General features: G+C 67.3%; 26 protein-coding genes. 13 read left to right on the top strand and 13 right to left on the bottom strand.

The annotated features are described in order from the left end of the window. Position 1: 1 nt before the first annotated feature. Positions 2 to 2,329: a transglycosylase SLT domain-containing protein gene (locus ACE3QW_RS07365; RefSeq protein WP_374251013.1), complete on the bottom strand. Its 2,328-nt coding sequence runs from the start codon at positions 2,327 to 2,329 to the stop codon at positions 2 to 4. Between the two features lie 372 nt (positions 2,330 to 2,701). On the opposite strand from ACE3QW_RS07365, the gene dapA reads away from it, so the two are divergent. From dapA to ACE3QW_RS07395, 6 genes are all read left to right on the top strand, one after another. Next, positions 2,702 to 3,601 carry a 4-hydroxy-tetrahydrodipicolinate synthase gene (gene dapA, locus ACE3QW_RS07370; RefSeq protein ID WP_155982317.1) on the top strand — a complete coding sequence of 300 codons (900 nt, stop codon included), beginning with the start codon at positions 2,702 to 2,704 and terminating at the stop codon, positions 3,599 to 3,601. Positions 3,602 to 3,625: 24 nt separating this feature from the next. After that, the gene (locus tag ACE3QW_RS07375; RefSeq protein WP_029558157.1) at positions 3,626 to 3,868 is read left to right on the top strand and encodes a hypothetical protein; all 243 of its coding nucleotides are present in this window, start codon (positions 3,626 to 3,628) and stop codon (positions 3,866 to 3,868) included. After that, positions 3,865 to 4,146 carry a type II toxin-antitoxin system RelE/ParE family toxin gene (locus ACE3QW_RS07380; RefSeq protein WP_374251252.1) on the top strand — a complete coding sequence of 94 codons (282 nt, stop codon included), beginning with the start codon at positions 3,865 to 3,867 and terminating at the stop codon, positions 4,144 to 4,146. Before ACE3QW_RS07375 ends, ACE3QW_RS07380 begins: the two co-directional genes overlap by 4 nt. 63 nt (positions 4,147 to 4,209) lie before the next feature. Further along, on the top strand, positions 4,210 to 4,686 hold the full coding sequence (gene smpB, locus ACE3QW_RS07385; protein WP_024279430.1) for an SsrA-binding protein SmpB: 477 nt from the start codon (positions 4,210 to 4,212) through the stop codon (positions 4,684 to 4,686). 13 nt (positions 4,687 to 4,699) lie between these two features. After that, positions 4,700 to 5,104, top strand: a complete 405-nt coding sequence (locus tag ACE3QW_RS07390; protein ID WP_024279429.1) for a VOC family protein — start codon at positions 4,700 to 4,702, stop codon at positions 5,102 to 5,104. Continuing rightward, positions 5,101 to 5,673, top strand: coding sequence for a peroxiredoxin (locus ACE3QW_RS07395; protein WP_374251014.1), 573 nt, complete (start codon positions 5,101 to 5,103; stop codon positions 5,671 to 5,673). The genes ACE3QW_RS07390 and ACE3QW_RS07395 overlap by 4 nt, the downstream gene beginning before the upstream one ends. A gap of 32 nt (positions 5,674 to 5,705) precedes the next feature. Here the strand turns inward: ACE3QW_RS07395 and ACE3QW_RS07400 are convergent, their stop codons facing one another. Continuing rightward, positions 5,706 to 6,362 (bottom strand): uracil-DNA glycosylase, encoded by a 657-nt coding sequence (locus ACE3QW_RS07400; protein ID WP_029877235.1) that lies wholly within the window; start codon positions 6,360 to 6,362, stop codon positions 5,706 to 5,708. A 20-nt stretch (positions 6,363 to 6,382) separates the two neighbouring features. Beyond that, entirely contained in the window at positions 6,383 to 6,991 is a 609-nt protein-coding gene (locus ACE3QW_RS07405; RefSeq protein WP_029558161.1) for an NYN domain-containing protein, read from the bottom strand. Between the two features lie 215 nt (positions 6,992 to 7,206). Here ACE3QW_RS07405 and rpoZ point away from each other — a divergent pair, with 215 nt between their 5' ends. From rpoZ to ACE3QW_RS07420, 3 genes are all read left to right on the top strand, one after another. Continuing rightward, positions 7,207 to 7,596: a DNA-directed RNA polymerase subunit omega gene (rpoZ, locus tag ACE3QW_RS07410; protein WP_024279425.1), complete on the top strand. Its 390-nt coding sequence runs from the start codon at positions 7,207 to 7,209 to the stop codon at positions 7,594 to 7,596. 346 nt (positions 7,597 to 7,942) lie between these two features. Beyond that, positions 7,943 to 8,260: a hypothetical protein gene (locus tag ACE3QW_RS07415; protein ID WP_374251015.1), complete on the top strand. Its 318-nt coding sequence runs from the start codon at positions 7,943 to 7,945 to the stop codon at positions 8,258 to 8,260. Positions 8,261 to 8,271: 11 nt separating this feature from the next. Next, positions 8,272 to 9,213 carry an AEC family transporter gene (locus ACE3QW_RS07420; protein ID WP_374251016.1) on the top strand — a complete coding sequence of 314 codons (942 nt, stop codon included), beginning with the start codon at positions 8,272 to 8,274 and terminating at the stop codon, positions 9,211 to 9,213. Here the strand turns inward: ACE3QW_RS07420 and gluQRS are convergent. Beyond that, a complete protein-coding gene (gene gluQRS / locus ACE3QW_RS07425; protein ID WP_374251017.1) occupies positions 9,192 to 10,112 on the bottom strand; it encodes a tRNA glutamyl-Q(34) synthetase GluQRS in 921 nt (306 codons plus the stop codon). The genes ACE3QW_RS07420 and gluQRS overlap by 22 nt on opposite strands. Before the next feature lie 57 nt (positions 10,113 to 10,169). Between gluQRS and ACE3QW_RS07430 the strand changes: the two genes are divergently transcribed. The 3 genes from ACE3QW_RS07430 (at position 10,170) to ACE3QW_RS07440 (ending at position 12,258) form a co-directional block, all read left to right on the top strand. Next, on the top strand, positions 10,170 to 10,820 hold the full coding sequence (locus tag ACE3QW_RS07430) for a DNA-3-methyladenine glycosylase (protein WP_374251018.1): 651 nt from the start codon (positions 10,170 to 10,172) through the stop codon (positions 10,818 to 10,820). 14 nt (positions 10,821 to 10,834) lie between these two features. Then, positions 10,835 to 11,539 carry an alpha/beta hydrolase gene (locus tag ACE3QW_RS07435; protein WP_250166128.1) on the top strand — a complete coding sequence of 235 codons (705 nt, stop codon included), beginning with the start codon at positions 10,835 to 10,837 and terminating at the stop codon, positions 11,537 to 11,539. A gap of 161 nt (positions 11,540 to 11,700) precedes the next feature. Next, positions 11,701 to 12,258, top strand: coding sequence for an HNH endonuclease (locus tag ACE3QW_RS07440; RefSeq protein WP_081837692.1), 558 nt, complete (start codon positions 11,701 to 11,703; stop codon positions 12,256 to 12,258). 147 nt (positions 12,259 to 12,405) lie between these two features. Here ACE3QW_RS07440 and ACE3QW_RS07445 read toward each other — a convergent pair whose 3' ends face one another. From ACE3QW_RS07445 to ACE3QW_RS07470, 6 genes are all read right to left on the bottom strand, one after another. Then, entirely contained in the window at positions 12,406 to 13,416 is a 1,011-nt protein-coding gene (locus ACE3QW_RS07445) for an NAD-dependent epimerase/dehydratase family protein (RefSeq protein WP_374251019.1), read from the bottom strand. A 39-nt stretch (positions 13,417 to 13,455) separates the two neighbouring features. Next, on the bottom strand, positions 13,456 to 14,019 hold the full coding sequence (locus tag ACE3QW_RS07450) for a putative colanic acid biosynthesis acetyltransferase (protein ID WP_374251020.1): 564 nt from the start codon (positions 14,017 to 14,019) through the stop codon (positions 13,456 to 13,458). A 324-nt stretch (positions 14,020 to 14,343) separates the two neighbouring features. Then, entirely contained in the window at positions 14,344 to 15,216 is an 873-nt protein-coding gene (gene sseA, locus ACE3QW_RS07455) for a 3-mercaptopyruvate sulfurtransferase (protein ID WP_374251021.1), read from the bottom strand. Positions 15,217 to 15,282: 66 nt separating this feature from the next. After that, complete coding sequence (locus ACE3QW_RS07460) at positions 15,283 to 16,311, bottom strand: cysteine synthase A (protein WP_029558173.1); 1,029 nt, start codon at positions 16,309 to 16,311, stop codon at positions 15,283 to 15,285. A 124-nt stretch (positions 16,312 to 16,435) separates the two neighbouring features. Continuing rightward, a complete protein-coding gene (locus tag ACE3QW_RS07465) occupies positions 16,436 to 17,911 on the bottom strand; it encodes a deoxyribodipyrimidine photo-lyase (protein WP_029558174.1) in 1,476 nt (491 codons plus the stop codon). Positions 17,912 to 18,002: 91 nt separating this feature from the next. Then, positions 18,003 to 19,349 (bottom strand): MFS transporter, encoded by a 1,347-nt coding sequence (locus ACE3QW_RS07470; protein WP_029558175.1) that lies wholly within the window; start codon positions 19,347 to 19,349, stop codon positions 18,003 to 18,005. 626 nt (positions 19,350 to 19,975) lie between these two features. Here ACE3QW_RS07470 and ACE3QW_RS07475 point away from each other — a divergent pair. Further along, positions 19,976 to 23,704 (top strand): vitamin B12-dependent ribonucleotide reductase, encoded by a 3,729-nt coding sequence (locus ACE3QW_RS07475; protein WP_374251022.1) that lies wholly within the window; start codon positions 19,976 to 19,978, stop codon positions 23,702 to 23,704. Positions 23,705 to 24,355: 651 nt separating this feature from the next. Here the strand turns inward: ACE3QW_RS07475 and ACE3QW_RS07480 are convergent. The 3 genes from ACE3QW_RS07480 to prfB form a co-directional block, all read right to left on the bottom strand. Further along, the gene (locus ACE3QW_RS07480) at positions 24,356 to 24,895 is read right to left on the bottom strand and encodes a hypothetical protein (protein ID WP_029558178.1); all 540 of its coding nucleotides are present in this window, start codon (positions 24,893 to 24,895) and stop codon (positions 24,356 to 24,358) included. Positions 24,896 to 25,050: 155 nt separating this feature from the next. Continuing rightward, on the bottom strand, positions 25,051 to 25,479 hold the full coding sequence (locus ACE3QW_RS07485) for a Rieske 2Fe-2S domain-containing protein (protein WP_250166123.1): 429 nt from the start codon (positions 25,477 to 25,479) through the stop codon (positions 25,051 to 25,053). A gap of 143 nt (positions 25,480 to 25,622) precedes the next feature. Continuing rightward, the gene (gene prfB / locus ACE3QW_RS07490; RefSeq protein ID WP_024279410.1) at positions 25,623 to 26,753 is read right to left on the bottom strand and encodes a peptide chain release factor 2; all 1,131 of its coding nucleotides are present in this window, start codon (positions 26,751 to 26,753) and stop codon (positions 25,623 to 25,625) included. Positions 26,754 to 26,797: the final 44 nt, after the last annotated feature.

Genomic DNA, 26,797 nt, shown 5'->3' on the forward strand with positions numbered 1-26,797 from the left:
CTCAGCGCCCGCCGCGCAGGTCGGCTTCCATCTGGAGCTTGCTCGGGATGTTGAAGCGCACCTTGTAGACTTGGTAGTTCTCCATCACCCGCTGCACGTAGTTGCGGGTCTCGGAGAAGGGGATGCACTCCACCCAATCCACCACGTCCACGTCCGGGTCGCGCGGGTCGCCGTAGCGGGCGATCCACTTGGCGACGCTGCCGCGGCCCGCGTTATAGGCGGCGAAGGCCAGCACGTAGTTGCCACCGTATTGCGCCACCAGCTCGCCCAGCTCGGCGGCGCCGAACTGCACATTGTAGGACTGGTCGCTCATCAGCCGGCGCTCGTCATAGGAAACGCCCGTGACCTTGGCCACCTGCCGTCCGGCTTCGGGCGTCACCTGCATCAGGCCCATGGCCTTCGCGCTGGAATAGGTCGCCGGGTTGAACTGGCTCTCCTGCCGGGCGATGGCATAGACCGCCGCCTTGTCCACCGGGTCGCCGATGGGGCTGTAGTTGGGCAGGCCGAACGTCGGGAAGGCCTCGGCCTCCAGCGGATGGCCCTCGGCGAGCCCCTCTTTGCCCACCACCAGCGCGCCGCGCGGATCGTTGTTGGATTCGGCGAGGGTCGCGAGCATGGCAAGCTGGCTCGAATCCTCCATCCGCCAAGCGAGGTCGTAATAGATGGTCAGCGGGATGTCGCGCGCGCCCACGGCATAGAGCATGCGGATCGCCTTCACCGGCTCTAGGCGGGCGAAGGTGTCGCGCGCGCCGAAGGACGGGGAGGGCGCGCCGCGCAGCACGACAGGGGCCATGCCGAGCTTGGTACGCGAGAGCTGGCCGTAATAGGTCGCCGGGAATTTGGCCGCCGCCTGATAGCCGGCATTGGCCCGGCCACGATCACCCATGGCCTCGGCCGCGCGGGCCTGCCAGTAATAGGCGCGCGACAGCGTGATGGGATGCTTCTGGTCGTCATCGACCTTGGCGAAATGCTGCGCCGCCCGGCTCGGGTCCTTCAGGAAGCGCAGGGCGATCCAGCCGGCGGTCCATTGCTGCTCGGCCCGATAGTTGTCGGCCTGTGGCGGCACGCCGGTGGCGGCGACCTTGTAGGCGGTCTGGAAATCGCCGGCATCGAGCAGTTCACGCGCGACGAGGCGGCGTTCGATCCACCATTCGTCGGGGTCCGCCAGCACCTGATCGGAGCTGGAGCCGGCGAGCAGGGCCCGCGCCGCTTCCTGAGGCTTGTCGGCCCGGCGCAGCAGCTGGGACTTGGCGAAGAGATAGGCGGGGTCGCTCGACAGCGTGAACGGCACGAGGCCGAGAAGCTTCTCGCCGTTCGCCTCCTTGCGCGCGATCGCCATGCGGGCCTTGGTGAGCGCCACGATGTCGCCGCCGGCGCGCGCGGCGGCGCGCAGGGCGCGATCCGTGTCCGGCTTGTAGCTGAAGTGGTCGGCCCTCAGCTTGTGGTCGGCGCGGGTCAGGAAGCCGGAGAACTCGTCGATGATCTTGCTCTCGAAGAGCTCGTTCAGCTCGTCGTTGCGCCAGGCGTCGCGGACCCATTCGGCCGCATCCTGCCTTTTGCCGATGGAGACGAGATAGCGCGCGAGCGCCACCTTGCCCTCGCCGGACAGGGGCGCCTGATCGGCGAAGAACGCCTGCGCCTTGGCTGGGTCCTTGTTTTCCTGGAACAGCACGCGCTCGGCGCGACGGCGCAGGGTGGACTGCGTGGGCCAGCCTGGCTTTTCCTGGATGAATTCGTTGATGGCGTTGAAGCCGAGATCGTTCGGCGCGTGCCGGATGACGAGCCACGTCACCAGCGTGCGCGCCACCGGATCGTCGAGCTGCTGGGCCGCCCCCATGGCCTCGGCGGCGCGGCCGTTGCGGGCGGCGTTCACCGCGACCTTCAACGCGGCGAGATCGCCGCCGGGGATGCTGGACGACGCGCCGACCGTCGGCGCAGGCTGATGGACGGTGGGCGCGACGCGTGCCGCAGCGGGTTTGCCGGCGGACGGCTTGCTGGAAGCGCTCTTGCTCGCCGCGGGCTTTGCGGCCGTGGCGGGCTTGGCCGGCGTGGACGATTTCGCATCCTTGGACTTCGTGTCCTTGGACTTGGCGTCCTTCGCCTTGGCATCCTTGGCCTTGGAATCAGCCGTCTTGCTGTCCTTGGATTTCGCGTCCTTGGCGTGGGCATCCTTCGACTTGGCGTCGGTCGACTTCGAATCCTTGGAGGCGGACGCGGACGGCTTGGCCGGGGGTGTCGGCGCGGATTCCGCGACCGCCGGCATCGCCCCGCTCCAGGCGAGGGCGAGCGCAAGCGCGCTCACGGACATCAGGCTCGAGACAGACGACATGAAGCTTCCTCGCGGGCGCGGGCTGTGGTGGCGTATTCCCCCACCCGCATGTTCGGCCACCGGCGTTGACGAAACCCTAACCTCAATGAAGTCCGAAAACCGGGCGAAACCACGGCTTTCGGGACCTTGGCGGTTGTTCCGGGGCAAATCTGCCGCAGGCTACCCCCTTGCGGCAGTTTGCTACCATTCCCGAAGGGCATTTTGCCCTCATGGCAACGATCGTAGCAGCGCATCCCCCTTTCCGGCCGGGCGGCAAAAGGATAAGGGTCAAGGTCCGCACCCGCCGCTCTCCCGAGCCGGCGCGGCGCCGGGCCGGTCGTTCGCGGCAGGTCCCGGCCAACCACAAGCTCCCAGGAACCCAAGGCGTTCGCCATGTCGCCCATCCCGTCTGCGTCCCGTTTCCGCGGCTCGTTCACCGCCCTCGTCACCCCGTTCCGCGACGGCGCGCTGGACGAGAAGGCGTTCCGTGCCTTCGTGGACTGGCAGATATCCGAGGGGACGCACGGCCTCGTCCCGGTCGGCACCACGGGCGAAAGCCCCACCGTCTCCCATGAGGAGCACAACCGCGTGGTGGAATGGACCGTGGAGCAGGCCGCCGGCCGCGTTCCGGTCATGGCCGGCGCGGGATCCAACAACACCGCCGAGGCGGTCGCGCTGGCCGAGCACGCCCAGAAGGTCGGCGCCGACGCGCTCCTCGTGGTGACGCCCTACTACAACAAGCCCACGCAGGAAGGCCTCTATCGCCACTTCAAGGCGATCGCCGACGCCGTGGACCTGCCGATCTTCATCTACAACATCCCGAGCCGCTCGGTGATCGACATGTCGGTCGAGACCATGGCCCGGCTGTTCGAGATCAAGAACATCGCCGGCGTGAAGGATGCCACCGCCTCCATGACCCGCGTGTCACTGCAGCGGCAGGTGCTGGGGCCGGACTTCATCCAGCTTTCGGGCGAGGATGCGACCGCCCTCGGCTTCATGGCCCATGGCGGACACGGCTGCATCTCGGTTGCCTCCAACGTCGCGCCGCGCCTGTGCTCGGAGTTCCAGCTGGCCTGCCTCGCGGGCGACTTCAAGGCGGCGCTGGCGATCCAGGACAAGCTGATGCCGCTGCACACGGCGCTGTTCGTGGAGACCAACCCGGCGCCCACCAAGTATGCCCTCTCGCTCCTCGGCAAGATGAGCGAGGAGGCGCGCCTCCCCATGGTGCCGGTTTCCGAGACCACCCGCGCCGTGGTGCGCAGCGCCATGGTGCAGGCCGGCCTCATCAACTGAGGCGGCATCTGCTATGCTTCGCCCATGACCAAGTTGCTGGATGAAGCCATAGCGGAAATCCGCAAGCTGCCCGACGCCGAGCAGGACCGCGCCGCGGCCCTGCTTCTCGCTCTCGCGCACGAGCAGGATGACGACGCCGCGAACTACCGGCTGACGCCGGAGCAGGTGACGCAGATCGAGGCGACGCTCCGCGCCATCGAGGCGGGCACGATGGAATTTGTCAGCGAGCAGGAGATGGCTGCCGTGTGGGCTCGCTTCGGGCTGTGAGGGTCCGGTTTGCGGCACCCGCGCTGCGCCATCTGGACGAGATTCACAGTTTCATCGCAGCGGATAATCCCGCTGCGGCCTCCCGAGTTCTGGGCGATATCCGAAAAGCGGTTACGTTGTTGCAGATCGCTCCCAACGTCGGACGGCGTGGAGAGGTAGATCGCACCCGCGAATGGGTTGTCCGCCAGCGGCCTTACGTCATCGTCTATCGTATCGAACCAGCGGAAGACCTTCTCACCGTGCTCGGCATCTACCACACCGCTCGCCGACGCCCCTGACGGCTGGCTGCCCATTCCCTAGCCGCTTGCTTCGGCGGTGCGCTGCGACCACATTCCCCCATCATGACATCCAAGAAGACCGAAGCCCCCCGCAAGATCGCCGCCGATAACCGGCGCGCCCGCTTCGATTTCGAGCTGGGCGAGACGTTCGAGGCCGGCATCTCCCTCACCGGCACCGAGGTGAAGAGCCTGCGCAACGGCAAGGCGACCATCGGCGAGAGCTACGCCGCCCAGAAGGAGGGCGAGATGTGGCTCTACAACGCCTATATCCCGGAATATCTGGAAGCCAACCGCTTCAACCACGAGACCCGCAGGCCGCGGAAGCTGCTGCTGCACAAGCGGCAGATCGCCAAGCTTGGGCAGGCCGTGGAGCGCGAGGGCATGACCGTGGTGGCGACCAAGATCTATTTCAACGATCGCGGTCGCGCCAAGGTGGAGCTGGCGCTGGCCAAGGGCCGCAAGGCGCATGACAAGCGCGAGGCCTCCAAGGAACGCGACTGGGCGCGCGACAAGGCGCGCCTGATGCGCGAGCGCGGGTGAGGGAAGGGGCGTCATGCCGGGCAAGATCGCTTTCGACCATTGCGTCGTCCATGTGAGCGATTTCGCCCGCTCCAACGCCTTCTATGCCTCCGTGCTCGGCGCGGAGGTGGTGACGGTAGGCACGGGCTTCGCCTACCGCTTCGGGGACCGCCAGTTGAACCTGCATGGGCCGGGCGTCGATCCGGTGCCGGTGGCGCGTCTGCCGGTGCAGCCGGGCAATTCCGATCTGTGCTTCCGCTGGGATGGCCCGATCGCGGAGGCCGTGGCGCACCTCGCCGCCCATGGCATCACGCCCGAACTCGGCCCGGTGCGTCGCTTCGGCGCCCGTGGCCACGGCACCAGCGTCTATTTTCGCGATCCGGACGGGTCGCTGCTCGAATTCATCTCCTACGAAACCTCTCAGGGGGACGCGTCATGAGCACTTCCGGCTACACCAGCCTGCCCGATGACCTCCCGTCGCCGGAAGACGACGGCCTCGCCGCGCACCTGCCGGGGCTGGAACTACCCATCATCAACCTCCCCGCGACGGACGGCCGGCACATCGATCTGTCGGGCCTTTCCGGCCTGACGGTGGTCTATGCCTATCCGCGTACGGGCGTGCCCGGCCAGCCCTTGCCGGAGGGCTGGAACGCCATTCCCGGCGCGCGCGGCTGCACGCCCCAGTCCTGCGCCTTCCGCGACCACTTCGCCGATCTGCGCGACGCCGGCGTGGAGCATGTGTTCGGCCTGTCGCTGCAGGACAGCGACTATCAGCGCGAGGCAGTGGAGCGGCTCCATTTGCCGTTCCCGCTGCTCTCCGATCATCGGCATGAGCTGACCACGGCCATCCGCCTACCGACCTTCGAGGTGGAGGGCGCGAAGCTGCTGAAGCGCATCACCCTCATCATCGAGGAGGGTGCCATCAGCCACGTCTTCTATCCGGTTTTCCCGCCGGACCGGAACGCGGCGGACGTGCTGGCCCATTTGCGCCGGGGGCGGCAGGACTGAGCGCTCAGCCCAGGCAGCTCAGCCCAGGAAACTCAGCCCAGATTCGCGCGGACGGCGGAAAAGACGGAGCGGAACATCTCGGGCGTCAGCACGCCGGTGTTCGTGTTGTAGCGCGAGCAGTGGTAGCTCGCGAACAGCCGCACGCTGCCCACCTCGTCCGAGACGCCATGGCCGAACTTGAGCCGCGAGGCCTTCTGGCCGAGCGCGGCAAGGGTCGAATCGTGGGCGATCTTGCCCAGCGTGACGATGGCCCGGAGCGCCGGCATTTCGGCGATGGCGGCCGAGAGGAAGGGCCGGCAGGTGCGGATTTCCTCGGGCGTCGGCTTGTTCTGGGGCGGCACGCAGCGCACGGCATTGACGATGCGCGCGCCGGTGAGGGTCAGGCCATCTTCCGGGTGCGCCGCATAGGGGCCACGCGCGAAGCCGTATTCGATCAGCGTCGCATAGAGCAGGTCGCCGGCATAGTCGCCGGTGAACGGGCGGCCCGTGCGATTGGCGCCCCGCAGGCCCGGCGCGAGGCCGACGATCAGCAGCGGTGCGTCGACCGGGCCGAAGGCAGGCACGGGCGCATTGTGCCATGCGGGTTCATTCGCCCGCCATTCCTCGCGGAAGTCCACGAGGCGCGGGCACAGCGGGCAGTCGCGCCCCGGCTCGGAGGCCGGGGCTGCGGCGGCCGCTTTGGCAGCCATCTTGGCGGGCACCGGCGGCGTCAGTCGTTGCCGTCGCCGGCCGCGGTCGTGGCGCTGCGCCGCTCGAGGAAGCGGGGCGTCTCCTGCATCCGGCCCTGCCGCTCGGACGGGTCGCGGCCGATCTTGGGCTGGAGGTCCACCAGATCGATGAAGACGTCCGCCTGACGGCGCAGGTCATCCGCGATCAGCGGCGGCTGGGTGGAGATGGTGGACACCACCGAAACCCGCACGCCCTTGCGCTGCAGTGCCTCCACCAGCGAGCGGAAGTCGCCGTCGCCGGAGAACAGCACGATGTGGTCCACGTGCTCGGCGAGCTCCATGGCGTCCACGGCGATCTCGATGTCCATGTTGCCGCGCACGCGGCGCCGGCCCTGCGCGTCCGTGAACTCGCGGGCAAGCTTGGTGACCACCGAATAGCCGTTGTAGTCCAGCCAATCGAGCAGCGGCCGGATGGAGGAATATTCCTGATCCTCGATCAGCGTCGTGTAGTAGAACGCGCGAAGGAGGTATCCGCGGCTCTGGAACTCCTTGAGGAGCCGCTTGTAGTCGATATCGAAGCCCAACGCCTTGGTCGCGGAATAAAGGTTGGCGCCATCAATGAGAAGAGCGATCTTTTCCTGGCCCTGCATACAAAGGTCCGCCGATGGAATGGGAAGGGCAGAACGGGAACGGCTGCAAACCACGTCGTCCTGTCGCCTTTCTCCGACGAAGAACCGTTCAAGGCAAGCGAAAAAGGCGCGGCGCTTGGCCGGCGGGGTTGCCCCTTTGGCCGAATTGCTGTATCGACGCCCTCTTCTCAAGGCCTGTATTCTGTGCGCATCGCGCATAAGGGAGTGACGAGCCGATGGCCCGTGTCACCGTAGAAGACTGCATCGACAAGGTGGACAACCGGTTCGAGCTGGTTCTGCTCGCCGCCCACCGCGCGCGCATGATCTCGTCCGGCCAGCAGATCACCATCGACCGGGATAACGACAAGAACCCTGTCGTCGCCCTGCGCGAGATCGCCGACGAGACCGTGAGCCCCGAGGATCTCAAGGAAGACCTCATCCACTCGCTGCAGAAGTACACCGAGGTGGATGAGCCCGAGCCCGAGGCCGTGCCGCTCATCGCGTCCAGCGACAGCTCCGGTGGCGAGGACAGCGATGTCATGCTCGACCGCATGACCGAGGAAGAGCTGCTTGCGGGCCTCCAGGGCCTCGTGCCGCCCGAGCACAACGACGACGACGAGGGCTGATCGCCGCTTCGGCGACGGACCCAACGTTCGCGGCCGGGCACTGCCCGGCCGTTTGCGTTTTGGATCTCCGTTCGCTGGCATTTCGCGGCTAAAACGATTTGCCCATCGGTTGACGGTCCCTTCCGGGGAGCCTAACGTTCGCGCCATGCTTCGTTCCGGATGCCATATGCCGGCCCACCTTCCGGCCCTTCGGCGAATTCCTCGCCCGGTCGACCCTGTCGGCCGGGTAGACTTGCGCGCCTGAGGCCGTCAACGGCCGCGGCGCGATCCTCCGCCGGGGCAGGCCCATCAGGTGACTGCCCAGAGAATTGCGCGGCAAGGCCCGCACCAGTCCGGATCGTCCCCCATGTCCAGCCGTGAACCCGCCGCTCATCGCGACGGCTCCTCCCCTGTCCGTCCCCAACAGTCCTCGTATCGTCTCGCCGTCGCCGCCGAGCCGGAAACCAACCTCCTCCTGCGCCTGCTGGAGCCGTTCGTGATCCACGACGTCCTGCCCAGCCGTGTCGACTGCCGGACGGACGAAGACACGCTCAGCGTCACCATCGCATTCGCCGCGGAGGAGGCCGTCGCCGTACGCCTCAGCCAGAGGCTCGGCGTTATGGTGGGCGTCCGCACGGCGGACCTCACGACCGCCGAGCAGACGGCGCAGATGCGGGCGGCCTGACGGAAACGGCCATGCTCAACACGCTTGCGGACATTTCTGTCATCGTCCTGCCGGTGTTCGGCATGGTGCTGGTGGGCTACGTCTCCGCTCGGATCGGCCTCGTCAGCGAACGGGCGACGGACGGGCTGGCGGAGTTCGTGTTCAGCCTGTCTGTGCCGGTCCTCATCTTCAAGACGCTGACCGAATCGAAGCTGCCCGAGGCCCAGCCGTGGGGCTACTGGATCGCCTATTTCGCCGGCGCCTTCTTCGTGTTCGCCATCGCCATGGTGGCGGCGGAGCGGCTGTTCGGGCGGGGGCGGCAGGAGGCGGTCATCCATGGCTTCGCCGCGGGCCAGGCCAACACCGTGTTCGTCGGCGTGCCGTTGATCCTGAAGGCCTATGGCGAGGCCGGAGCGGTGCCGCTGTTCCTGCTCATCGCCATCCACCTGCCGGTGATGCTGGTGGCGGCCACGGTGATGCTGGAGGGCAGCCACGGCTTCTCCCGCGCGACCATGATGCGGCTCGGCAAGGCGCTCGCCTTCAACCCCATTCTGCTCGGCATCTATGCCGGCGCGCTGGCCAAGGTGGTGGGCATCCAGGCCGTGGGCGTGCCGAAGCAGATGATCGACCTTCTCTCGGCGGCAGCGACGCCCTGCGCGCTCATCTCGCTCGGCCTGTCGCTGAAGCGCTACGGCATGGCGGGCGGCGATCTCCTGCCCTCGGCGCTTATCAGCTTCCTGAAGCTCATCGTCCATCCGGCAGCGGTGTTCGCGCTCACCATGGTCTTCAGCATGCCGCCGGTGTGGGCCGGCGTGGCGGTGCTGTTCGCGGCCATGCCGAGCGGCGTCAACGGCTATCTTTTGGCGCAGCGCTATGGTGTGGGGGTGGCCACCTCCACCAGCGCAGTCTCGCTCTCCACCGGGCTCGCGGTGGTCACCGTGGCGTTCTGGCTCTACATCCTCGGGGTCGGCTGAAGCGGATCGAGCCCCAGCCGTGCGCGGATGTCCTCTGGTGTCGCGCCGCAGTTTCTGAGCGCCAGCAGGCTGGTGGCTGAATTGCTCTTGGAGAGCTTATGGCCGCTGCCGTCGAGGATCAGCCGGTGGTGGTGATAGACCGGCGTCGCAAGGCCCAGCAGCCGCTGCAGGAGCACGTGGACCGAGGTGGCGTGGAACAGGTCCATGCCGCGGATGACACGGGTGATCCCCTGCAGCGCGTCGTCTACCACCACTGAGAGATGATAGGACGTCGGCACGTCCCGCCGCGCCAGCACCACGTCGCCCCACTGCGCCGGATCGGCCGGCGCCGGGACGGCCGGGCCTTCCGGCAGATCCCGGGCTTCCGGCCAGAAGAGCGGCCCACTGCCGATAGCCGTGAGCGCTGCTTCCATGTCCAGCCGCAGCACATAGGGCTCGCCCTCCGCCCGCCGCTGTGCGCGCTCCCCATCGGACAGCCCTGAGCGCTGGAAGGGATAGAGCGGCGCCCCGTCCGGGTCCCGTGGGGCGGGGCGTCCCTCCTTCGCCTCGGCCTCGATCACCGCGCGCGCGATATCGGAGCGGCTCTCGAAGGCGGGATAGACGAGGCCCATGGCCTCCAGCCGCGCCATTGCTTCGGCATAGTCCGCGAAGTGCTCGGACTGGCGCCGCGGCGGCGCGGCGGGCACGATGCCGAGCCAGGCGAGGTCGTCGAGGATGCCCTGTTCGAATTCGGGTCGACAGCGGGTGGTGTCAATGTCCTCCATGCGCAGCAGGAAGGTGCCGCCCGTGCGGGCCGCCGCCTCGGCATTCACCAGCGCCGAAAAGGCGTGGCCGAGATGCAGCCGGCCATTGGGGCTCGGTGCGAAGCGGCAGACGAAGGGAAGGGGAGGCTGGGGCATGGCGTCCGCTATTAGAGCGATATCCCGTTGTGACAGACAAGCCTGTGGGTTTGCGTGATGAACGAGCCGCTGCTCACCGACCAAGGCGTGTTCGACCGTGCCTTCGCGCAATTGCTGGAGCTTGATGATCGCCTCGTTCCGGTGGCCGAGGTGGCCGGGCGCCCGGCCCTGCGCCGCCGGCCGCCCGGATTTGCCGGCCTGTGCGCGGTGGTGATCGCGCAGCAATTGTCGGTCGCTTCGGCACGGGCCATCTCCGCCCGGTTCGAGGCCGCGATGGGCGGGACGCCCACGGTGGAGGCCATGCTGGCCACGCCGGTGGAGACATTGCGCGGGGCCGGCCTGTCCGCACCGAAGATCCGCACCCTCACCGGCATCGCCCGCGCTCTTGCGGAAGGGGAGGTGGACCTTGAGGCCGTGGCGCGCATGGAGGCGGATGCCGCGGCCGAGGTGATGACGCGGCTGCCCGGCATCGGGCTTTGGACCGCCGATATCTATCTTCTGTTCTGCCTCGGCCGCGCCGATGCCTTTCCCCATGGCGACCTCGCGCTCCAGGTGGCGATGGGCGATGCGTTCGAGCTGGGCGGCCGCTGCACGCCCCTCGGCCTGCGCGCCATCGCCGAGGATTGGCGGCCGCTGCGTGGCGTGGCGGCTCATCTGCTGTGGGCGTATTATGGTGCGCGGCGCGCCCGCCTCGGCGCCCCGGCCTGAGAAGAGCGTGCCCCATGTCCTTTCCCCTCGACGGCGTTTCCCTCGACGAGCCCATTCTCGACGGCCCGCGCCTGCGCCCGCGCCATGGCGGCGCGCCTGACAGCCTCGTCGTGCTGCTGCACGGCTATGGCGCGGACGGGCGCGACCTCATCGACCTCGGCAATGCCTGGGCCGACCTCCTGCCCGGAACCGCCTTCATCTCGCCCCACGCCCCCGACCCCTGCGAGGGCGCGCCGGTGGGCCGGCAGTGGTTCCCGCTGAGCTTCCGTGATCCCCACGAACTGGCCCGTGGTGCCGAGGCCGCGGCGCCCGTGCTGGCGGCGTTCCTGGAAGTTGAACTGGCGAAATACGATCTGCCGCCGTCGCGGCTGGCGCTGGTCGGTTTCAGCCAGGGCGCGATGATGGCGCTGAAGATCGCGACCACCGCCGCCGTAGCACCGGCCGCCGTGGTCGCCTATTCGGGTCTGTGGGTGGAGGCGGCGGGCGGGGTGCCGCGCGACCTGCAACTCCGCACGCGGCCGCCCATCCTTCTGGTGCACGGCACGGAGGACGAGGTGATACCGGCCCAGGCCCTGTTCGCCTCCGCCCGCGGCCTTGCAGATGCCGGCGTGCCGGTGGAATGGCACCTCAGCCAGGGGCTCGGGCACGGCATCGACGATGGCGGCCTCGCCCATGGCGGCGCCTTCCTCGCCGAGTTCCTCGCAGCAAAGCCGCGCTGAGACGGTAACAGAAGCAGGCGCGGCCGGCGGAGCGAGTAAATGCCCGGAAATGGCCGTGGTTTGGCCTCGGCTTCACAACAGTGACACGGAGCATATAGAGTATCCGCCGCGTACCGGGATCGTCAGGCGCGATTCGGGTGCGAAGACGAGGAGTTCGGTCCTTGACCACTGCTTTGTCACCAGGTGCCTGGCCAGCGCTCGTGCTCAACGCGGACTACCGCCCGTTGAGCTATTACCCGCTGTCGGTCTGGAGTTGGCAGGATGCCATCAAGGCGGTCTTTCTCGACCGGGTGAACATCGTCGAATATTACGACAAGGCGGTGCGAAGTCCGGGCTTTGAAATCCGGCTGCCCAGCGTCGTTTCACTGCGCACCTTCGTGAAGCCGACCCGGCAGCCCGCCTTCACCCGCTTCAACGTCTTCCTGCGCGACCGCTTCTCCTGCCAATATTGTGGCTCCCGCGAGGATCTCACCTTCGACCACGTGATCCCACGCTCGAAGGGAGGGCAGACGACCTGGGAGAACGTGGTCGCCGCCTGCTCCCCGTGCAATCTGCGCAAGGGCGGCCACATGCCGGCGGACGCGGGAATGTGGCCCGCCCAGACGCCCTTCCAGCCCTCCGTCCACGATCTCCATCAGAACGGCCGGCACTTCCCGCCGAACTACCTGCATGAGAGCTGGCTGGATTATCTTTACTGGGATACCGAGCTCGATCCCTAGGCGATCTCGTCGCGCCCCTCACATGAGCGCGCCTGACTGAGATACCGCAACCGCGGATATGGCCATACCGAAACTCGCGCCGGGCAGCCGGGCACTCCGTCCACGGCCGGCGGAGACGATGCCGCTCCGCCGGGGCCTTCTGCTCGGTCAGGCCGCCTGCCGTGCCGCCTTGTCGCCGGCGAACAGCACCGGATCCACCTGGCGCAGCCAGACCAGCGTGCGGGCCACGCCCTCGTCAAAGGAGACCTGGAGCGGGTTCGCCACCCCGTTGATGGGCCCGAAGTCGGTCGGGCCGGGGGTGGTCATGCGGAAATAGCGGCCCATGTCGTAAGGGGCTGGCAGCCCCGCGGCGCGCATGGCCGAGCCGATGGCGCCCAGTGCCCAGAGACCCTCCGTGCGCAGGCGCTTGGCCGGGCGTCCGGTGAGCGGCACGCAAAAGGCATCGGCCCAGGCGCCGTACTCGATCATGCCGTCGCCGAGATAATAGACGGTGTGGGACAGGTTCGGGCGCGGTGCCTCCAGCAGCTTGAGCATCTGCCAGGCGGTGTTGGTGACATAGCCGTAGCCGCGCATAAGCGGCTTGGCGGTCGCCGGGTGGCGATAGCGCCCCTCGGCCATGCGGCGCCAGATCTGCTGGGCGAAGGACGGATGGCCGGGACCCCAGATCACGGTCGGACGGGCGATGATCCAATCGCCGACCTTGCTCGCACGCACCAGCCGCTCGGTCTCGGTCTTCGCTTCGCCGTAGACGGTGTAGGGCACATAGTCGGTTTCCGACTTCGGCACCACGCCGGGGCGCACCACATACTGGGTGGACGTGTGCAGGAAGCGCTTGAGGCCGGGCAGGGCCTCGGCCGCGGCCAGCACGTTGCGGGTGCCGTCGATGGTGGTCTTGAATTCGTGCAGGTGCTTGATGTTGACGTCGATGTCGCTGGCGAGGTGAGCGATGTGGCTCGGCTGAGCCTCCAGGACCGCGCGGCGGACCGCGTCGGCGTCGCGCACGTCGAGCTGGCGCCACATCGGCTTCTGTGAGGCGGCAACGGGCGGCTTGATGTCGAGGTTGACGATCTCGAAGCCAGCCTCGCCGGCGAGGCGTGCCAGTTCAGACCCGATGAACCCGGATCCACCCGTAATTAGCAGACGGCGATCATTCGACATCGCAATGAACTCCAACCGGATATTTCGGGAGACGGGGCCTCAGGCGACCGGCCTGCGCTTGCGGATTTCGCGGGCCGGGTTGCCGCCGTAGACGGTCCAGGCGGCGAGCGACTTGAAGGCGACACCCCGCCCGCCGAGAACCGAGCCTTCCTCCATGGTGACCCCCGGTCCGACGAAGGCGTCGGAGGCGACCCAGGCGTGGCGGCGGATCAGGATCGGGCGCGTGATGAGCTGGAAGTCGGGATCGTCGATGTCGTGGGAGCCGGTGCACAGGTGGCAGCGCTGGGCCACGTTGGCGAACTCCTCAAGCTCCACCTTGTCCTGGGTGTAGACGAGGGTGCCCCAGCCGATGACGGAGTGCCGCCCCATGGTGAGGTTGGGCGGATACCAGACCTTGGTCGAGCCGTAGATGCGCGCACCCGGCGCGATCTTGGCGCCGAACAGCCGCAGCAGGAAACGACGCCAGGCATGGAGCGGCGGCGGCGTCCACGAGGCCAGAAGGAGCCACGTCACATTCCACACCGCCCGGTGGATGCGGTGCGAGAGCGAGAAGCTCGGTTTGCCGAAGACCGACGACGACTGCTTCGCATCAAGAATCGACATGGCGGGCAAATCTTCCGACAGGGAGCCAATCTCGGGTGCCGCGGCTTTGCCGCGCATTACGGCGTCACGGATATCGAGGCGGAGCCTGAGGCGCTGCTGATCGTTTCGAAGCGACGTCGATCATCCTGAGACGATCCGTCGACGACACGTGACAAGGAGGGCCGGCGCCGAAACCGGCGCTCACGATCCTCGGTTCCTGCGGACGCCAAGGCAGCTCACCTCATTCAAACGTATGAGATGAGATACCATTTTTGCGCTGCACAGCAAATCCTTTTGCAGTGCCCACGCTGCCGCAGGCGCGGCTCCGCTCCAGGTTGCTCGCCGTCAGCCGACGGCGATCTCCTTGCCGCTCGCGCCCCATTCGGTCCACGAGCCGTCATAGAGGGCGAGGGGGGCTTTCCCGACCATTTCCAGCGCCACCCAGAGGATGGCGGCGGAGACGCCGGAGCCGCACGAGGTGATGACCGGGCGGGCGAGGTCGAGGCCGGAGCCGTCGATGGCCTTGCGCAGCTCGGCGGGCGGCACGAGGCGGCCGTCCTTCACGAGCAGGCCGTGCGGCAGGTTGAAACTTCCAGGCATGTGGCCGGAGGGCAGGCCCTCGCGCGGCTCCGGCGCCTCGCCGCGGAAGCGGGTGTCCTGGCGAGCGTCCAGCACCTGCGCCGAACCGGTCTTGAGCGCCTGATCCACCCGCTCGATGTCGGCGACGAGGGAATGGTCGAAGCGTGGGGTGAAGCTCGCCGGCAGGCGGCGCACCGGGCCATCCTCCAGCGGGCGGCCTTCGGCCTTCCACTTGGGCAGGCCGCCATCCAGCAGCTTCACGTCGCCCGCGCCGAAGGCGCGGAAGGTCCACCATACACGCGGCGCGGAGAACAGCCCGACGGAATCATAGACCACGATGCGCAGGCCATCGCCGATGCCCAGCGCCCCCACGGCCACCGCGAAGCTGTGCGCGTCCGGCAGCATGTGGGGCAGGGAGGTGGAGTGATCGGCGATGGTGTCGATGTCGAAATGCACCGCGCCGGGAATGTGCTCGGCGAGATATTCCTTCGCCCCGCTGCGGCCCGAGGCCGGCATGTGCCAGGAGGCGTCCACCACCACGAGGTCCGGCGCGCCGAGATTGGCCGCGAGCCACTCGGTGGAGACGAACGGGCTCTCAGGGGTGTCCACCGGCAGGGTAGTCTCGGACGCAGTGCTCATGACGATCTCGCTCGCGTTCGGGCGGGGCGCGGTTTCCTCGGCTGGAACGCGCCCCGCGTCAAGCCGTCAGACGAGGACGTTCGGCACCTCGGCCTTACGCTCCAGCCATTCCGGCACCGGCAGGTTCTTGGAGCGCAGGAACTCGGGGTTGAACAGCTTCGACTGGTAGCGCGTGCCGTAGTCGCAGAGGATGGTCACGATGGTGTGGCCTGGCCCCAGCTCCTTCGCGAGGCGGATGGCGCCGGCGACGTTCACGCCCGACGAGCCGCCGAGGCACAGGCCCTCGTGCTCCAGCAGGTCGAATACGACAGGCAGCGCCTCCTCGTCCGGGATCTGGAAGGCGGCATCCACCGGCGCGTCGACGAGGTTGGCGGTGATGCGCCCCTGTCCGATGCCCTCGGTGATGGAGGAGCCCTCGGCCTTCAGTTCGCCGGTGGTGTAGTAGGAATAGAGCGCGGCGCCCATGGGATCGGCGAGGCCGATCTTGATGTCCTTGTTGCGGGCCTTCAGCGCCATGCCGATGCCGGCCAGCGTGCCGCCGGTGCCCACGGCGCAGATGAAGCCGTCCACCTTGCCCTGCGTCTGCTCCCAGATTTCCGGGCCCGTGGTGTCGATATGGGCCTGCCGGTTGGCCACGTTGTCGAACTGGTTGGCCCAGATGGCACCGTTCGGCTCGGTCTTTGCCAGCGCCTCGGCGAGGCGGCCGGAGACCTTCACGTAATTGTTCGGGTTGGCGTAGGCCACGGCCGGGACTTCCACCAGCGTCGCGCCGGCGAGCCGCAGCATGTCTTTCTTTTCCTGGGACTGGGTCTCGGGAATGACGATCACGGTGCGGAAGCCGAGCGGCGCGGCCACCAGCGCGAGGCCGATTCCCGTATTGCCCGCCGTGCCTTCCACGATCACCCCGCCGGGCTTCAGCTCGCCGCGGGCCACCGCATCCTGGATGATGCCGAGCGCCGCGCGGTCCTTCACCGACTGGCCGGGGTTGAGGAACTCCGCCTTGCCGAGGATGTCGCAGCCGGTCTCCTCGGAGGCCCGTTTCAGACGGATAAGGGGTGTGTTTCCGATGGAGTCCACAAGGCCGTTACGGATCATGGAAGAAATACCTTCATCACAATGTGAAATTTAATGGGCCTTATGCTGCCTCGGCGCGCGTCTCCCCTCAATAGCGGCGTTGCAAGGCCGGCGCAAACGCATGGGATTGCGCCGGGACGAGGCGTCAGCGGGCAGCCGTGCGCGCTTCGGCGGGGGCCGCGTGCCGCAGATGCTCGAAGGCCCGCAGGGCGCGGTCGCGGGCGGCGGCGTGGTCCACGAGGGGCTTGGGATAGGTGTGGCCCAGCCTGATGCCTGCGGCGGCGAGGGTATCCTGCGGGGCGGTCCACGGGTGGTGGATGAGCTTGGCCGGCAGGCGCTTCAGCTCGGGCACATAGGTGCGCACATAGGTGCCCTCGGGATCAAACTTCTCGCCCTGCATCACCGGATTGAAGATGCGGAAGTAGGGCGCGGCGTCGAGGCCGGAGCCGGCCACCCATTGCCAGGACGCGGCATTGTTGGCGGCGTCCGCATCCACCAGCGTGTCCCAGAACCAGTCCTCCCCCGAGCGCCAGTCGATGAGCAGGTGCTTGGCGAGGAAGGAGGCCACCACCATCCGCACCCGGTTGTGCATCCAGCCCGTCTGCCAGAGCTGGCGCATGCCCGCGTCCACCAGCGGATAGCCGGTGAGGCCGCGCCGCCACGCCTTCAATTCGCCGGAGCACTCCCGCCAGGGGAAGGCGTCGAAGCTGGGCTGGATATTGCGCCGGGCGATGTCCGGCTCCTCGGCGAGGAGATGGTAGGAAAACTCCCGCCAGTAGAGTTCGGCCTCGAACTTGGCCGCGTCGCTGGCGGGCACATCGCCCGCGTCCACCGCGTGGCGGACGGCGAAGAGGATTTGCCGCGGGGATATCTCGCCGAACCGCAGGTGCGGCGAGAGCCGGGAGACGTGATCGAGGTCCGGCCGGTCGCGGCCGACGGCGTAGCCCTTCAGGCCCTCGGCGATAAAGGCCGACAGGCGCGCGCGCGCTGCCGCCTCCCCGACACTCCAGTCGGCCCGCAGGCCGCCGGCCCAGTCGGGCTTTTCCGGCTCCAGCGCGAAGCTCTCCAGCGTGTCGCCATCCGGCGCACGGGTGACGCCCTTGAGGCGCTTCGGGGCGGGAAGGGGCGGGGAGAGATCGCGCTCGCGCAGGGCCGCGCGATGGAAAGAGGAGAAGGTGCGCGGCATGCGCCCCGATCCGCCCAGCACCGTTCCGGGTGGATGCAGCAGGTGGGCGCAGAAGCGCAGCACGCGGCGATCCTCGGCGTTGAGCCGGGCGGTGATGGCGCGGTCCAGCTTGCCCTCGGCCTCGCCCGCCCGGTCGTTGAAGGCGACGGTGGCGGCGCCCAGCGCGGCCGCCACCTCCGGCACGATGCGGGTGGCCGGCCCCTGCCGCAGGATCAGGGGAATGCCATGATGGGAGAGGTCGGCCCTGAGCGCCCGCAGGGATTGGGCGAGCCACCAGCGGGCGGCGCCGCCGAGCGGGCGGATGTGCGGGCTGTCCTCATCCAGGACATAGAGCGCAGCGATGGGCGCGCCGGCCTCGGCGAGGGCGTTCAGCGCCGGGTTATCGGCGAGGCGCAGATCGTCGCGGAACCACAGGAGGGATGGAGCGGCTGTCATGACGCACCTTCCTACGCGGACGGGACCCGGGAGGTTCACTCCCTTTTCCCGTCCGGCGCAAGTGGCGTGCGACGTGCGGCGCGTCAGGCCCTCAGTGGTCCATGTTCACGTCGCGGGTTTCCTTGCCGATGAGCAGGGCTGTGAGCGTGAGCAGCGCCATGACCGAGAGATAGACGCCAACCCAGAACGGGCTGCCGCCGCCATAGCTCCACAGCGCCACCGCGATGAACGGGGCCACCGCCGCGCCGAGGATGGACGAGACATTGTAGGAAATGCCCGAGCCCGTGTAGCGCACGTTGGCCGGGAACAGCTCCGGCAGCAGCGCGCCCATGGGGCCGAAGGTGAGGCCCATCAGCGTGAAGCCGATGATGAGCCACGCCATCACGCCCACCGGGCCGGCGGAGAGGATCGGCACCCACAAAAGGCCGAACAGCACGATGGCGGCGGTGATGCCGATCAGCGTGCGGCGGCGGCCCCAGCGGTCGGCCCAGGGGCCGGACACCAAGGTGAAGATGCCGAAGAACACCACGCCGCCGATCATCATCAGCACGAAGGTGCGGTAGTCATAGCCGAGCCCCGGCACCGCCGCCGTGGTCGGGGCTCGGCCGTAGCTGAGCGAGAAGGTGGTCATCAGGTAGAACAGCACGTAGGTCGCGAGCATGTAGAAGGTGCCGAGGATCAGCTCGCGCCAGTGGGTCTTGAACGCTGCGGCCAGCGGCAGCTTCTGGATGCGGCCGTGCTCGAGCGCCTTGGCGAAGGCCGGGCTCTCCACCAGCGACATGCGCACCCACAGGCCCACGATCACCATCACCGCCGAGAACAGGAAGGGCAGGCGCCAACCCCAGGACAGGAAGGCGTCGGACGGGCGGGAGGGATCGCTCGACGGCATGAGCGCCGCGATGGCGAGGAACAGGCCGTTGGCGATGATGAAGCCGATGGGGGCGCCGAGCTGGGGGAAGGTGCCGTAGACGGCGCGCTTGCCGGCCGGCGCATTCTCGGTGGCGACCAGAGCCGCGCCGCTCCACTCGCCACCCAGCGCGAAGCCCTGGGCGAGGCGCAGGATGACCAGCAGCAGGGGCGCGAACCATCCGGCCGTCTGGAAGGTGGGCAGCAGGCCGATGAGGAAGGTGGCGATGCCCATGGTGAGCAGCGCGCCCACCAGCGTGATCTTGCGGCCCTTCTTGTCGCCGAGGTGGCCGAAGAAGATGGCGCCCAGCGGACGCGCCACCATGGCCGCGCCGAAGATGGCGAACGAGGCAAGGAGCGCCGTCGTGTCATTGCCGGCCGGGAAGAACAGGTGCGGAAACACCAGCACCGCCGCCGTGGCGTAGACGTAGAAGTCGTAGAACTCGATGGTGGTGCCGATCAGGCTCGCGAGGATGACGCGGGAGCGGGGATTGGCTGCTGGCGCCGCGTCTGCGGCGAAGGTCGTGGACATGCCGGTACTTTCCAACTGCGCCCCGTAAAGGCCGGGAGCCGTTGGCGGCGGCTGAAGGGTCCGGCAATTTTCTGTCGCGACGGCAGGGGGCAGAGAAGGCCGGCGCGCAGGCTGTTTGCGGGTTCTGATAGTTTATTGCGTCCACCTTCGCCAGTGCTGGCGTCCTGAGCCGGCGAGAGGCCGCCCTGCGGGCAGCGCATGGCGGATCGGCGCCGATCGTCCCCATCCCCGACCGCAAGCTGTGGATGACGGTGATGACTTCTCCGCTCCCGCCACCGGGCTCGCGTCTGTCACGGGCACGTGAAAATCGAGCCGGCGCAAGGCTCGTTAGGAATTTGATAACCTGCGGGTAGGCACCATATATAGTAGGAAGAGGGGTTGGATGGCCCCAATTGGTGGCAAAGAGGGGTTTGACCGGCAGGCCAGACTCGCACTAGCGTTCGGTCCTCGGCAGCCGGCATCCCACGGGTACGTATCGGTGAATGCTGGCGGGCCTCCCGGAACCCGCGAATTTCCAACCCGCCTGGCGCGGCGCGCTGCGCCATGCCCGTCGGTTTGTCACGTCCGCCATATTCGTCCTGTAGAATGATCGGCCCGAGCGGGGCCGAGCCGAAGGAGCACCGGTCATGCGCGTCGAACGCCGCTACACGCAAGAGGGTCGTTCCCCTTACGCGGACATTCCGTTCCGCGAGACCGTGAGCGAGATCCGCAACCCCGACGGCTCCGTGGTCTTCCGCCAGGAGGGCATCGAGGTGCCTGCGCAGTTCTCGCAGGTCGCGTCCGATATCCTCGCCCAGAAATATTTCCGCAAGGCCGGTGTGCCCGCGCGCCTGAAGAAGGTGGAGGAGAATTCCATCCCCTCCTTCCTGTGGCGTTCCGTGGCCGACCACGAGGCGCTTGCCGGCCTGCCCGAGAAGGAGCGCCTTGTCGGCGAGACCTCGGCCAAGCAGGTGTTCGATCGTCTGGCCGGCACCTGGACCTACTGGGGCTGGAAGGGTGGCTATTTCGACAGCGAGGCCGACGCGCAGGCCTTCTTTGACGAGCATTGCTACATGCTCGCCATGCAGATGGCCGCGCCCAACTCGCCGCAGTGGTTCAACACCGGCCTGTTCTGGGCCTACGGCATCGATGGGCCGGGGCAGGGCCACTATTATGTGGACTACCAGACCGGCGAGCTGACGGCCTCCACCTCGGCCTATGAGCATCCCCAGCCGCACGCCTGCTTCATCCAGTCCGTCAGTGACGATCTGGTGAGCGACGGCGGCATCATGGACCTGTGGGTGCGCGAGGCGCGCCTGTTCAAGTACGGCTCCGGCACCGGCTCCAACTTCTCCGCGCTGCGCGGCGAGGGCGAGAAGCTGTCCGGCGGAGGCCGCTCGTCCGGCCTCATGAGCTTCCTCAAGATCGGCGACCGCGCGGCGGGCGCCATCAAGTCCGGCGGCACCACCCGCCGCGCCGCCAAGATGGTGGTGGTCGATGCCGACCATCCGGATATCGAGGCCTATGTGGACTGGAAGGTGATCGAGGAGCAGAAGGTCGCCTCCCTCGTCACCGGCTCCAAGCTCAATGCCAAGCACCTCAAGGCCGTGCTCAAGGCCTGCGTGAACTGCGAAGGCAATGGTGACGACTGCTTCGACCCGGAGAAGAACCCGGCTCTCAAGCGCGAGATCAAGGCCGCCCGCAAAGCGGCGGTGGCTGACGCTGCCATCCGCCGGGTGATCCAGTATGCCCGCCAGGGCTACAAGGACATCGATGTCGCCATCTACGACACCGATTGGGATGGCGAGGCGTACATCACCGTCGCCGGCCAGAACTCCAACAATTCCGTCCGTGTCACCGACGACTTCCTGCGCGCTGTCGAGGCCGACGAGGACTGGAAGCTCATCCGCCGCACCGACGGCAAGGTGGCGAAGACCATCAAGGCCCGCGAGCTGTGGGAGAAGATCGGCTCGGCCGCGTGGCACTGCGCCGACCCCGGCATCCAGTTCCACACCGCGGTGAACGACTGGCACACCTGCCCGGCGGCCGGCGAGATCCGCGCCTCCAACCCGTGCTCGGAATACATGTTCCTCGACGACACGGCCTGCAACCTCGCCTCGCTGAACCTGCTGCAGTTCCGCGATGCTGAGAAGCGGTTCGACGTCGAAAGCTACGAGCACGCCGTGCGGCTGTGGACCGTGGTGCTGGAAATCTCCGTGCTGATGGCGCAGTTCCCCTCGCGCCGCATTGCCGAGCTTTCCTACGAATACCGCACGCTGGGCCTCGGCTATGCCAATATCGGCGGCCTGCTCATGTCGAGCGGCATTCCCTATGACTCGCCCCAGGGCCGTGCCATCTGCGGTGCGCTCTCCGCCATCATGACCGGCGTCTGCTACGCCACCTCCGCCGAGATGGCGAAGGAGCTGGGCACGTTCGCGGCCTATTCGGCCAATGCCCAGTCCATGCTGCGGGTGATCCGCAACCATCGCCGCGCCGCCCATGGCATCGCCGAGGGCTATGAGGGCCTCTCCATCGCCCCGGTGCCGCTCGATCACCTCTCCTGCCCGGATACCCGCCTCGTCGCCCATGCCACCGCGGCCTGGGACAAGGCGCTGGAGCTGGGCGAGAAGCACGGCTACCGCAACGCCCAGGTCTCGGTGATCGCCCCCACCGGCACCATCGGCCTGGTGATGGACTGCGACACCACCGGCATCGAGCCCGACTTCGCGCTGGTGAAGTTCAAGAAGCTGGCCGGCGGCGGCTACTTCAAGATCATCAACCGCGCCGTGCCCGAGGCGCTGCGCACCCTCGGCTACAAGGAAGCCGAGATCGCCGAGATCGAGGCCTATGCGGTGGGCCACGGCTCGCTCGCCAACGCGCCGGCCATCAACCACGGCTCGCTGCGCGCCAAGGGCTTCGACGACGCGGCCATCGCCAAGGCCGAGGCCGCGGTGAAGACCGCGTTCGACATCAAGTTCGCCTTCAACCGCTGGACGTTCGGCGAGGAATTCCTCGCCAACAGCCTGAAGGTGCCGGCGGCCCAGCTTGCCGACCCGAAGTTCGACCTGCTCGCCTTCCTCGGCTTCTCCAAGGCCGATATCGACGCCGCCAACGTGCATGTCTGCGGGGCGATGACGTTGGAGGGCGCGCCCTTCCTGAAGGCCCAGCACCTGCCGGTGTTCGACTGCGCCTCCCCGTGCGGCCGCATCGGCAAGCGCTACCTCTCGGTGGAGAGCCACATCCGCATGATGGCGGCGGCGCAGCCCTTCATCACGGGTGCCATCTCCAAGACCATCAACATGCCCAACGACGCCAGCGTCGAGGATTGCAAGGCGGCCTACCTGCTGTCCTGGCGCCTCGCGCTGAAGGCGAACGCGCTCTATCGCGACGGCTCCAAGCTCTCCCAGCCCCTCAACGCCCAGCTGGTGGCGGACGAGGAGGACGAGGACGACGCGCTGGAAGCTGTGCTCGCCCAGCCCAACGCGGCCCGCACCGCGTCGGTCACCGAGAAGATCGTCGAGCGGGTGGTGGAGCGCATCGTCGAGCACCGCGTGCGCGAGCGGGAGAAGATGCCCGACCGCCGCAAGGGCTACACCCAGAAGGCGGTGGTGGGCGGCCACAAGGTCTATCTGCGCACCGGCGAATATGATGACGGCCGCCTCGGCGAGATCTTCATCGACATGCACAAGGAGGGCGCGGCGCTCCGCTCGCTCCTCAACAATTTCGCCATCGCCATCTCGCTCGGCCTCCAGTACGGCGTGCCGCTCGATGAGTATGTGGACGCCTTCACCTTCACCCGCTTCGAGCCCGCCGGCCCGGTGCAGGGCAACGACACCATCAAGTACGCCACGTCCATGCTCGACTACGTGTTCCGCGAGCTGGCGGTGAGCTATCTCGGCCGCAACGATCTCGGCCACGTGGACCTCTCCGAGACCGGCTTCGACGCCCTCGGCAAGGGCGTGGATGAAGGCAAGGCGCCGACCAATCCGTCGGCCCGCATCGTCTCCAAGGGTCTCGTGCGCGGCAAGACGGTGAACCTGCTGGTGTCCCAGCCGGTGGCCCCCGAGCCGCGCTCGGGCACCGACAACGTGACCATGCTTCGTGCGACCACCGTCGGCGCGACCGCGCTGAAGGCCGACACCGCCGAACTCGCCGAGGCCTCGCCCGAGGTGGAGCACCTGGAAGCGGCGGTGGAGAGCCTGATGGAGAAGTCGCTCCCCTGGTCCGCCACCGCCCGCAAGGCCGAAGCCCGCGCCGAGGCCAAGGCCAAGGGCTATGAGGGCGAAGCCTGCCCCGAGTGCATGAACTTCACCATGGTGCGCAACGGCACCTGCCTGAAGTGCGACACCTGCGGCGGGACGACCGGCTGTAGCTGACTTTCTACCGCCCCGAGTCCAACTCGGGGCGGTTTCAATTTAAAAGAACAAAACGAGATACAACTATGACAAGAAAAAAGCGCTGGAGCGTATGCTCCAGCGCTTCTACCCACGAAGTTGTGCCGTGGCACTTGTGGGGGCGAACGCAACGCCGAAGCATTACGTCTTCCTAGCAATAAGACCGTATTGATTTTGGGGTTGTTCGTCCAGCGGAAACCATGGTCCATTATCCAATGGTGATAACATGGCTAAGAATGAGACTACTTCGAAGTCGGTCGCTTCCAAGGCTTCGCAGATCCTTCGTGATCCGAAATCGACGAAGGCTGAAAAGTCGGTTGCGGCTTCCGCTCTGACGCAGACACCCAATAAGAAAGGCAAGTGAGGGGAGTAAGCCTTAAGCTTCTCTTGTTCCATGCCTCAACAATGCGAGTGCCCGCGATTTGCCGGGCATTCGCTCTCACTTGGTGCCTGTTGCGGCTCAAGTGTCTCTAATTTTGTGGGAAAACTTAGTCGTTTTCGGACTCAAGAACGCCGGAAATTTGGTTGTCGCCGTTCTGATACGCCCTACGAGGGCGTCCACGCCCGAGCGTAAGGCAAGAGGACGCGGGCAGACGGAGGCGGGGCAGCCCTCCGTCCCCGGACAAGGCCTGATCAGGCGGCGTTCTTGATGGCGAGGCCGTCCTCGTAGGACACTTCCTTGTAGTGCGCGACTTCCGCATATTTCAGCCCCACGTCGGCGAGGGCGTCGAGCTTGGCGGCTGTGTCGAACTTCTTGAGCTTCACCTTGTCCACGTAGAAGGTGTCGATCAGCTCGTTGTAGACCGAGGTCTCGTCGAGGAAGATGGCGAAGATCTTGACGTCGCCGAAGCGGATCAGCAGGCGATTGCCCTGGGGTAGGTCCGAGATATAGACGAAATACTTGCCGTCACCGTCCAGCGCGGCGCCGAGCGTTTCCACCAGCTTGGGCAGGTTCTCGTAGCTGGTGATGGAGCCGGCGAGGAAGCCGATGGCGGGCTTGCCGTCTTCCGCCACCGAGAACACCTCCTTCAGCACCGTCTCCGGCCCGTCATAGGCAATCTCGCCGCGGAAGCCGAAGCGGCCGGCGACGTGGGTGTCGGCATTCAGGGTCGGCTTCAGCAGGCGGCCCTCGGTGCTCAGCTTGGCAAAAGGCGTGTCAGCAACAGCGGTCATGGGAAAGTCCTTGGGTGAGGTCGTTATGGGCGTGCCCCAAAAGGCGTGCCGTGGAGACCCTCGTGTGCGCCGGCCGTGGATGGCCGGACCGGGCACGAGGCCCCGGTCTGCCGTGCCCTTCGGACACGACCTCTTGTCCAGCGGAGGCGTGAGCCTCAATCGCCGGTAATCAATACCTCGGGCATCTCGTTGGGGTCCTCCACGTCCAGACCGTCCTCCTCGGCGAGGGGGACGTTGACGAGGCAGACGTCGCCGTCATCCACGACGATCTCGATGGGGGTGAGAGACTTGCCCTTGCAGGGGCCGATGAAGCAGACGCCGGTGTCGGGGTCGAACTTCGCCTGGTGTCGCCCGCAGGCGAGGAAATTGGCTTCGCGGTCCAGGAACTCGCCGGGATAGGCATCGAGCCGCTTGCCCTCGTGCGGGCAGACATTCTCGTAGCCGTGGAAGCTGTTGCCGCGGCGGGCGATGAAGATCGGCCACGCCTTCTTGTTGCCGTCCGCGTCGAGCCGCGCGAGCACGAAGCCGCGGGCGTCGCCATCCTGAATCTCGTAGGTGGCGCAGATGGCGAAGAGTTCGGTCATCACAACAGCTTTCCCAGGCCCGGACGGGGCGGGAAAGCTGAAGCAAAAACGGGGCCGCTGCTCAGGCCGCCCCAATTGTCGCGTCTCCGACATTACCCGTCGGAGGGCGGAATGGCCGGTGGCCGGACTGATTTCCCCGGGGATCAGTCCACGTCGTCGACGCTCTCCGGCCCGCCGCCATAGGCGCGCTGGGCGAGGGCGGCCTGCATGAAGGGATCGAGATCGCCGTCCAGCACCTCCTGCGGCGTGCCGGAGGTGACGCCGGTGCGCAGGTCCTTCACCAGCTGATAGGGCTGGAGCACGTAGGAGCGGATCTGGTGGCCCCAGCCGATGTCGGTCTTTGCCGCCTGCTCGGCCATGGCCTCCGCCTCGCGCTTCTTCAGCTCGAGGTCGTAGAGCTTGGCGCGCAGCATGTTCCAGGCGGTGGCGCGGTTCTTGTGCTGGGAGCGGTCGCCCTCGCTCACCACGGCGATGCCGGTGGGGATATGGGTGAGGCGCACCGCCGATTCCGTCTTGTTCACATGCTGGCCGCCGGCGCCGCCCGAGCGCATGGTGTCCACCCGCACGTCGGCTTCCTTGATGTCCACCACGATGCGGTCGTCCACCACGGGATAGACATCCACCGACGCGAACGACGTCTGCCGCCGCGCATTGGAATCGAACGGGGAAATGCGCACCAGGCGGTGGACGCCGGCCTCGGTCTTCAGCCAGCCATAGGCATTGTGGCCCTTCACCTGGATGGTGGCGGACTTCAGCCCGGCCTGCTCGCCCTGGCTCTCGTCCATCAGCTCCACCTTGAAGCCGTGGCGTTCGCACCAGCGGCGGTACATGCGCAGGAGCATCTCCGCCCAGTCCTGGCTGTCGGTGCCGCCGGCACCGGCATGGACTTCAAGGTAGCTGTCGTTGGAATCGGCCTCGCCGGACAGAAGGGCCTCCAGCTCGCGCCGCGCGAGTTCCGCCTTCAGCCCGTCGAGGGATGCTGCGGCCTCGGAGATCACGCCCTCGTCGCCTTCCGACTCGCCGAGATCGATCAGCTCGATATTGTCGGCAAGGTCGCGCTCCACCCGGTCGATGGCGCCGAGACCGTCCTCCAGGCTGGTGCGCTCCTGCATCAGCTTCTGCGCCCGCTCGGGATCGTCCCAGAGCTTGGGATCTTCAACGATGGCGTTGAGTTCGGCCAGGCGCCGGCGCGAGCGGTCCACGTCGAGGTGGGACCGCAACAGGTCGAGGGAGGCTTTGATCTCGTCGACTTTTGCGGCGAGTTCCGCGCGCATGGCTCATCTTTCTCCGGCTGAGGGCCGCGGAAAATAGCGGCGGG

Source organism: Xanthobacter sp. (assembly GCF_041911315.1).
Lineage (GTDB): Bacteria > Pseudomonadota > Alphaproteobacteria > Rhizobiales > Xanthobacteraceae > Xanthobacter > Xanthobacter aminoxidans.

What these genes read in the sequence shown, in the direction of transcription:
- ACE3QW_RS07475 (WP_374251022.1), top strand. Translation starts at nt 19,976, where the DNA reads ATGCGCGTCGAACGCCGCTACACGCAAGAGGGTCGTTCCCCTTACGCG.
- ACE3QW_RS07390 (WP_024279429.1), top strand. Translation starts at nt 4,700, where the DNA reads ATGCCGGGCAAGATCGCTTTCGACCATTGCGTCGTCCATGTGAGCGAT.
- sseA (WP_374251021.1), bottom strand. Translation starts at nt 15,216, where the DNA reads ATGAGCACTGCGTCCGAGACTACCCTGCCGGTGGACACCCCTGAGAGC.
- ACE3QW_RS07365 (WP_374251013.1), bottom strand. Translation starts at nt 2,329, where the DNA reads ATGTCGTCTGTCTCGAGCCTGATGTCCGTGAGCGCGCTTGCGCTCGCC.
- ACE3QW_RS07375 (WP_029558157.1), top strand. Translation starts at nt 3,626, where the DNA reads ATGACCAAGTTGCTGGATGAAGCCATAGCGGAAATCCGCAAGCTGCCC.
- ACE3QW_RS07445 (WP_374251019.1), bottom strand. Translation starts at nt 13,416, where the DNA reads ATGTCGAATGATCGCCGTCTGCTAATTACGGGTGGATCCGGGTTCATC.
- ACE3QW_RS07450 (WP_374251020.1), bottom strand. Translation starts at nt 14,019, where the DNA reads ATGTCGATTCTTGATGCGAAGCAGTCGTCGTCGGTCTTCGGCAAACCG.
- ACE3QW_RS07435 (WP_250166128.1), top strand. Translation starts at nt 10,835, where the DNA reads ATGTCCTTTCCCCTCGACGGCGTTTCCCTCGACGAGCCCATTCTCGAC.
- ACE3QW_RS07420 (WP_374251016.1), top strand. Translation starts at nt 8,272, where the DNA reads ATGCTCAACACGCTTGCGGACATTTCTGTCATCGTCCTGCCGGTGTTC.
- ACE3QW_RS07415 (WP_374251015.1), top strand. Translation starts at nt 7,943, where the DNA reads ATGTCCAGCCGTGAACCCGCCGCTCATCGCGACGGCTCCTCCCCTGTC.
- rpoZ (WP_024279425.1), top strand. Translation starts at nt 7,207, where the DNA reads ATGGCCCGTGTCACCGTAGAAGACTGCATCGACAAGGTGGACAACCGG.
- ACE3QW_RS07400 (WP_029877235.1), bottom strand. Translation starts at nt 6,362, where the DNA reads ATGGCTGCCAAAGCGGCCGCCGCAGCCCCGGCCTCCGAGCCGGGGCGC.
- ACE3QW_RS07460 (WP_029558173.1), bottom strand. Translation starts at nt 16,311, where the DNA reads ATGATCCGTAACGGCCTTGTGGACTCCATCGGAAACACACCCCTTATC.
- ACE3QW_RS07430 (WP_374251018.1), top strand. Translation starts at nt 10,170, where the DNA reads ATGAACGAGCCGCTGCTCACCGACCAAGGCGTGTTCGACCGTGCCTTC.
- dapA (WP_155982317.1), top strand. Translation starts at nt 2,702, where the DNA reads ATGTCGCCCATCCCGTCTGCGTCCCGTTTCCGCGGCTCGTTCACCGCC.
- gluQRS (WP_374251017.1), bottom strand. Translation starts at nt 10,112, where the DNA reads ATGCCCCAGCCTCCCCTTCCCTTCGTCTGCCGCTTCGCACCGAGCCCC.
- ACE3QW_RS07405 (WP_029558161.1), bottom strand. Translation starts at nt 6,991, where the DNA reads ATGCAGGGCCAGGAAAAGATCGCTCTTCTCATTGATGGCGCCAACCTT.
- ACE3QW_RS07480 (WP_029558178.1), bottom strand. Translation starts at nt 24,895, where the DNA reads ATGACCGCTGTTGCTGACACGCCTTTTGCCAAGCTGAGCACCGAGGGC.
- ACE3QW_RS07470 (WP_029558175.1), bottom strand. Translation starts at nt 19,349, where the DNA reads ATGTCCACGACCTTCGCCGCAGACGCGGCGCCAGCAGCCAATCCCCGC.
- ACE3QW_RS07465 (WP_029558174.1), bottom strand. Translation starts at nt 17,911, where the DNA reads ATGACAGCCGCTCCATCCCTCCTGTGGTTCCGCGACGATCTGCGCCTC.
- ACE3QW_RS07395 (WP_374251014.1), top strand. Translation starts at nt 5,101, where the DNA reads ATGAGCACTTCCGGCTACACCAGCCTGCCCGATGACCTCCCGTCGCCG.
- prfB (WP_024279410.1), bottom strand. Translation starts at nt 26,753, where the DNA reads ATGCGCGCGGAACTCGCCGCAAAAGTCGACGAGATCAAAGCCTCCCTC.
- smpB (WP_024279430.1), top strand. Translation starts at nt 4,210, where the DNA reads ATGACATCCAAGAAGACCGAAGCCCCCCGCAAGATCGCCGCCGATAAC.
- ACE3QW_RS07485 (WP_250166123.1), bottom strand. Translation starts at nt 25,479, where the DNA reads ATGACCGAACTCTTCGCCATCTGCGCCACCTACGAGATTCAGGATGGC.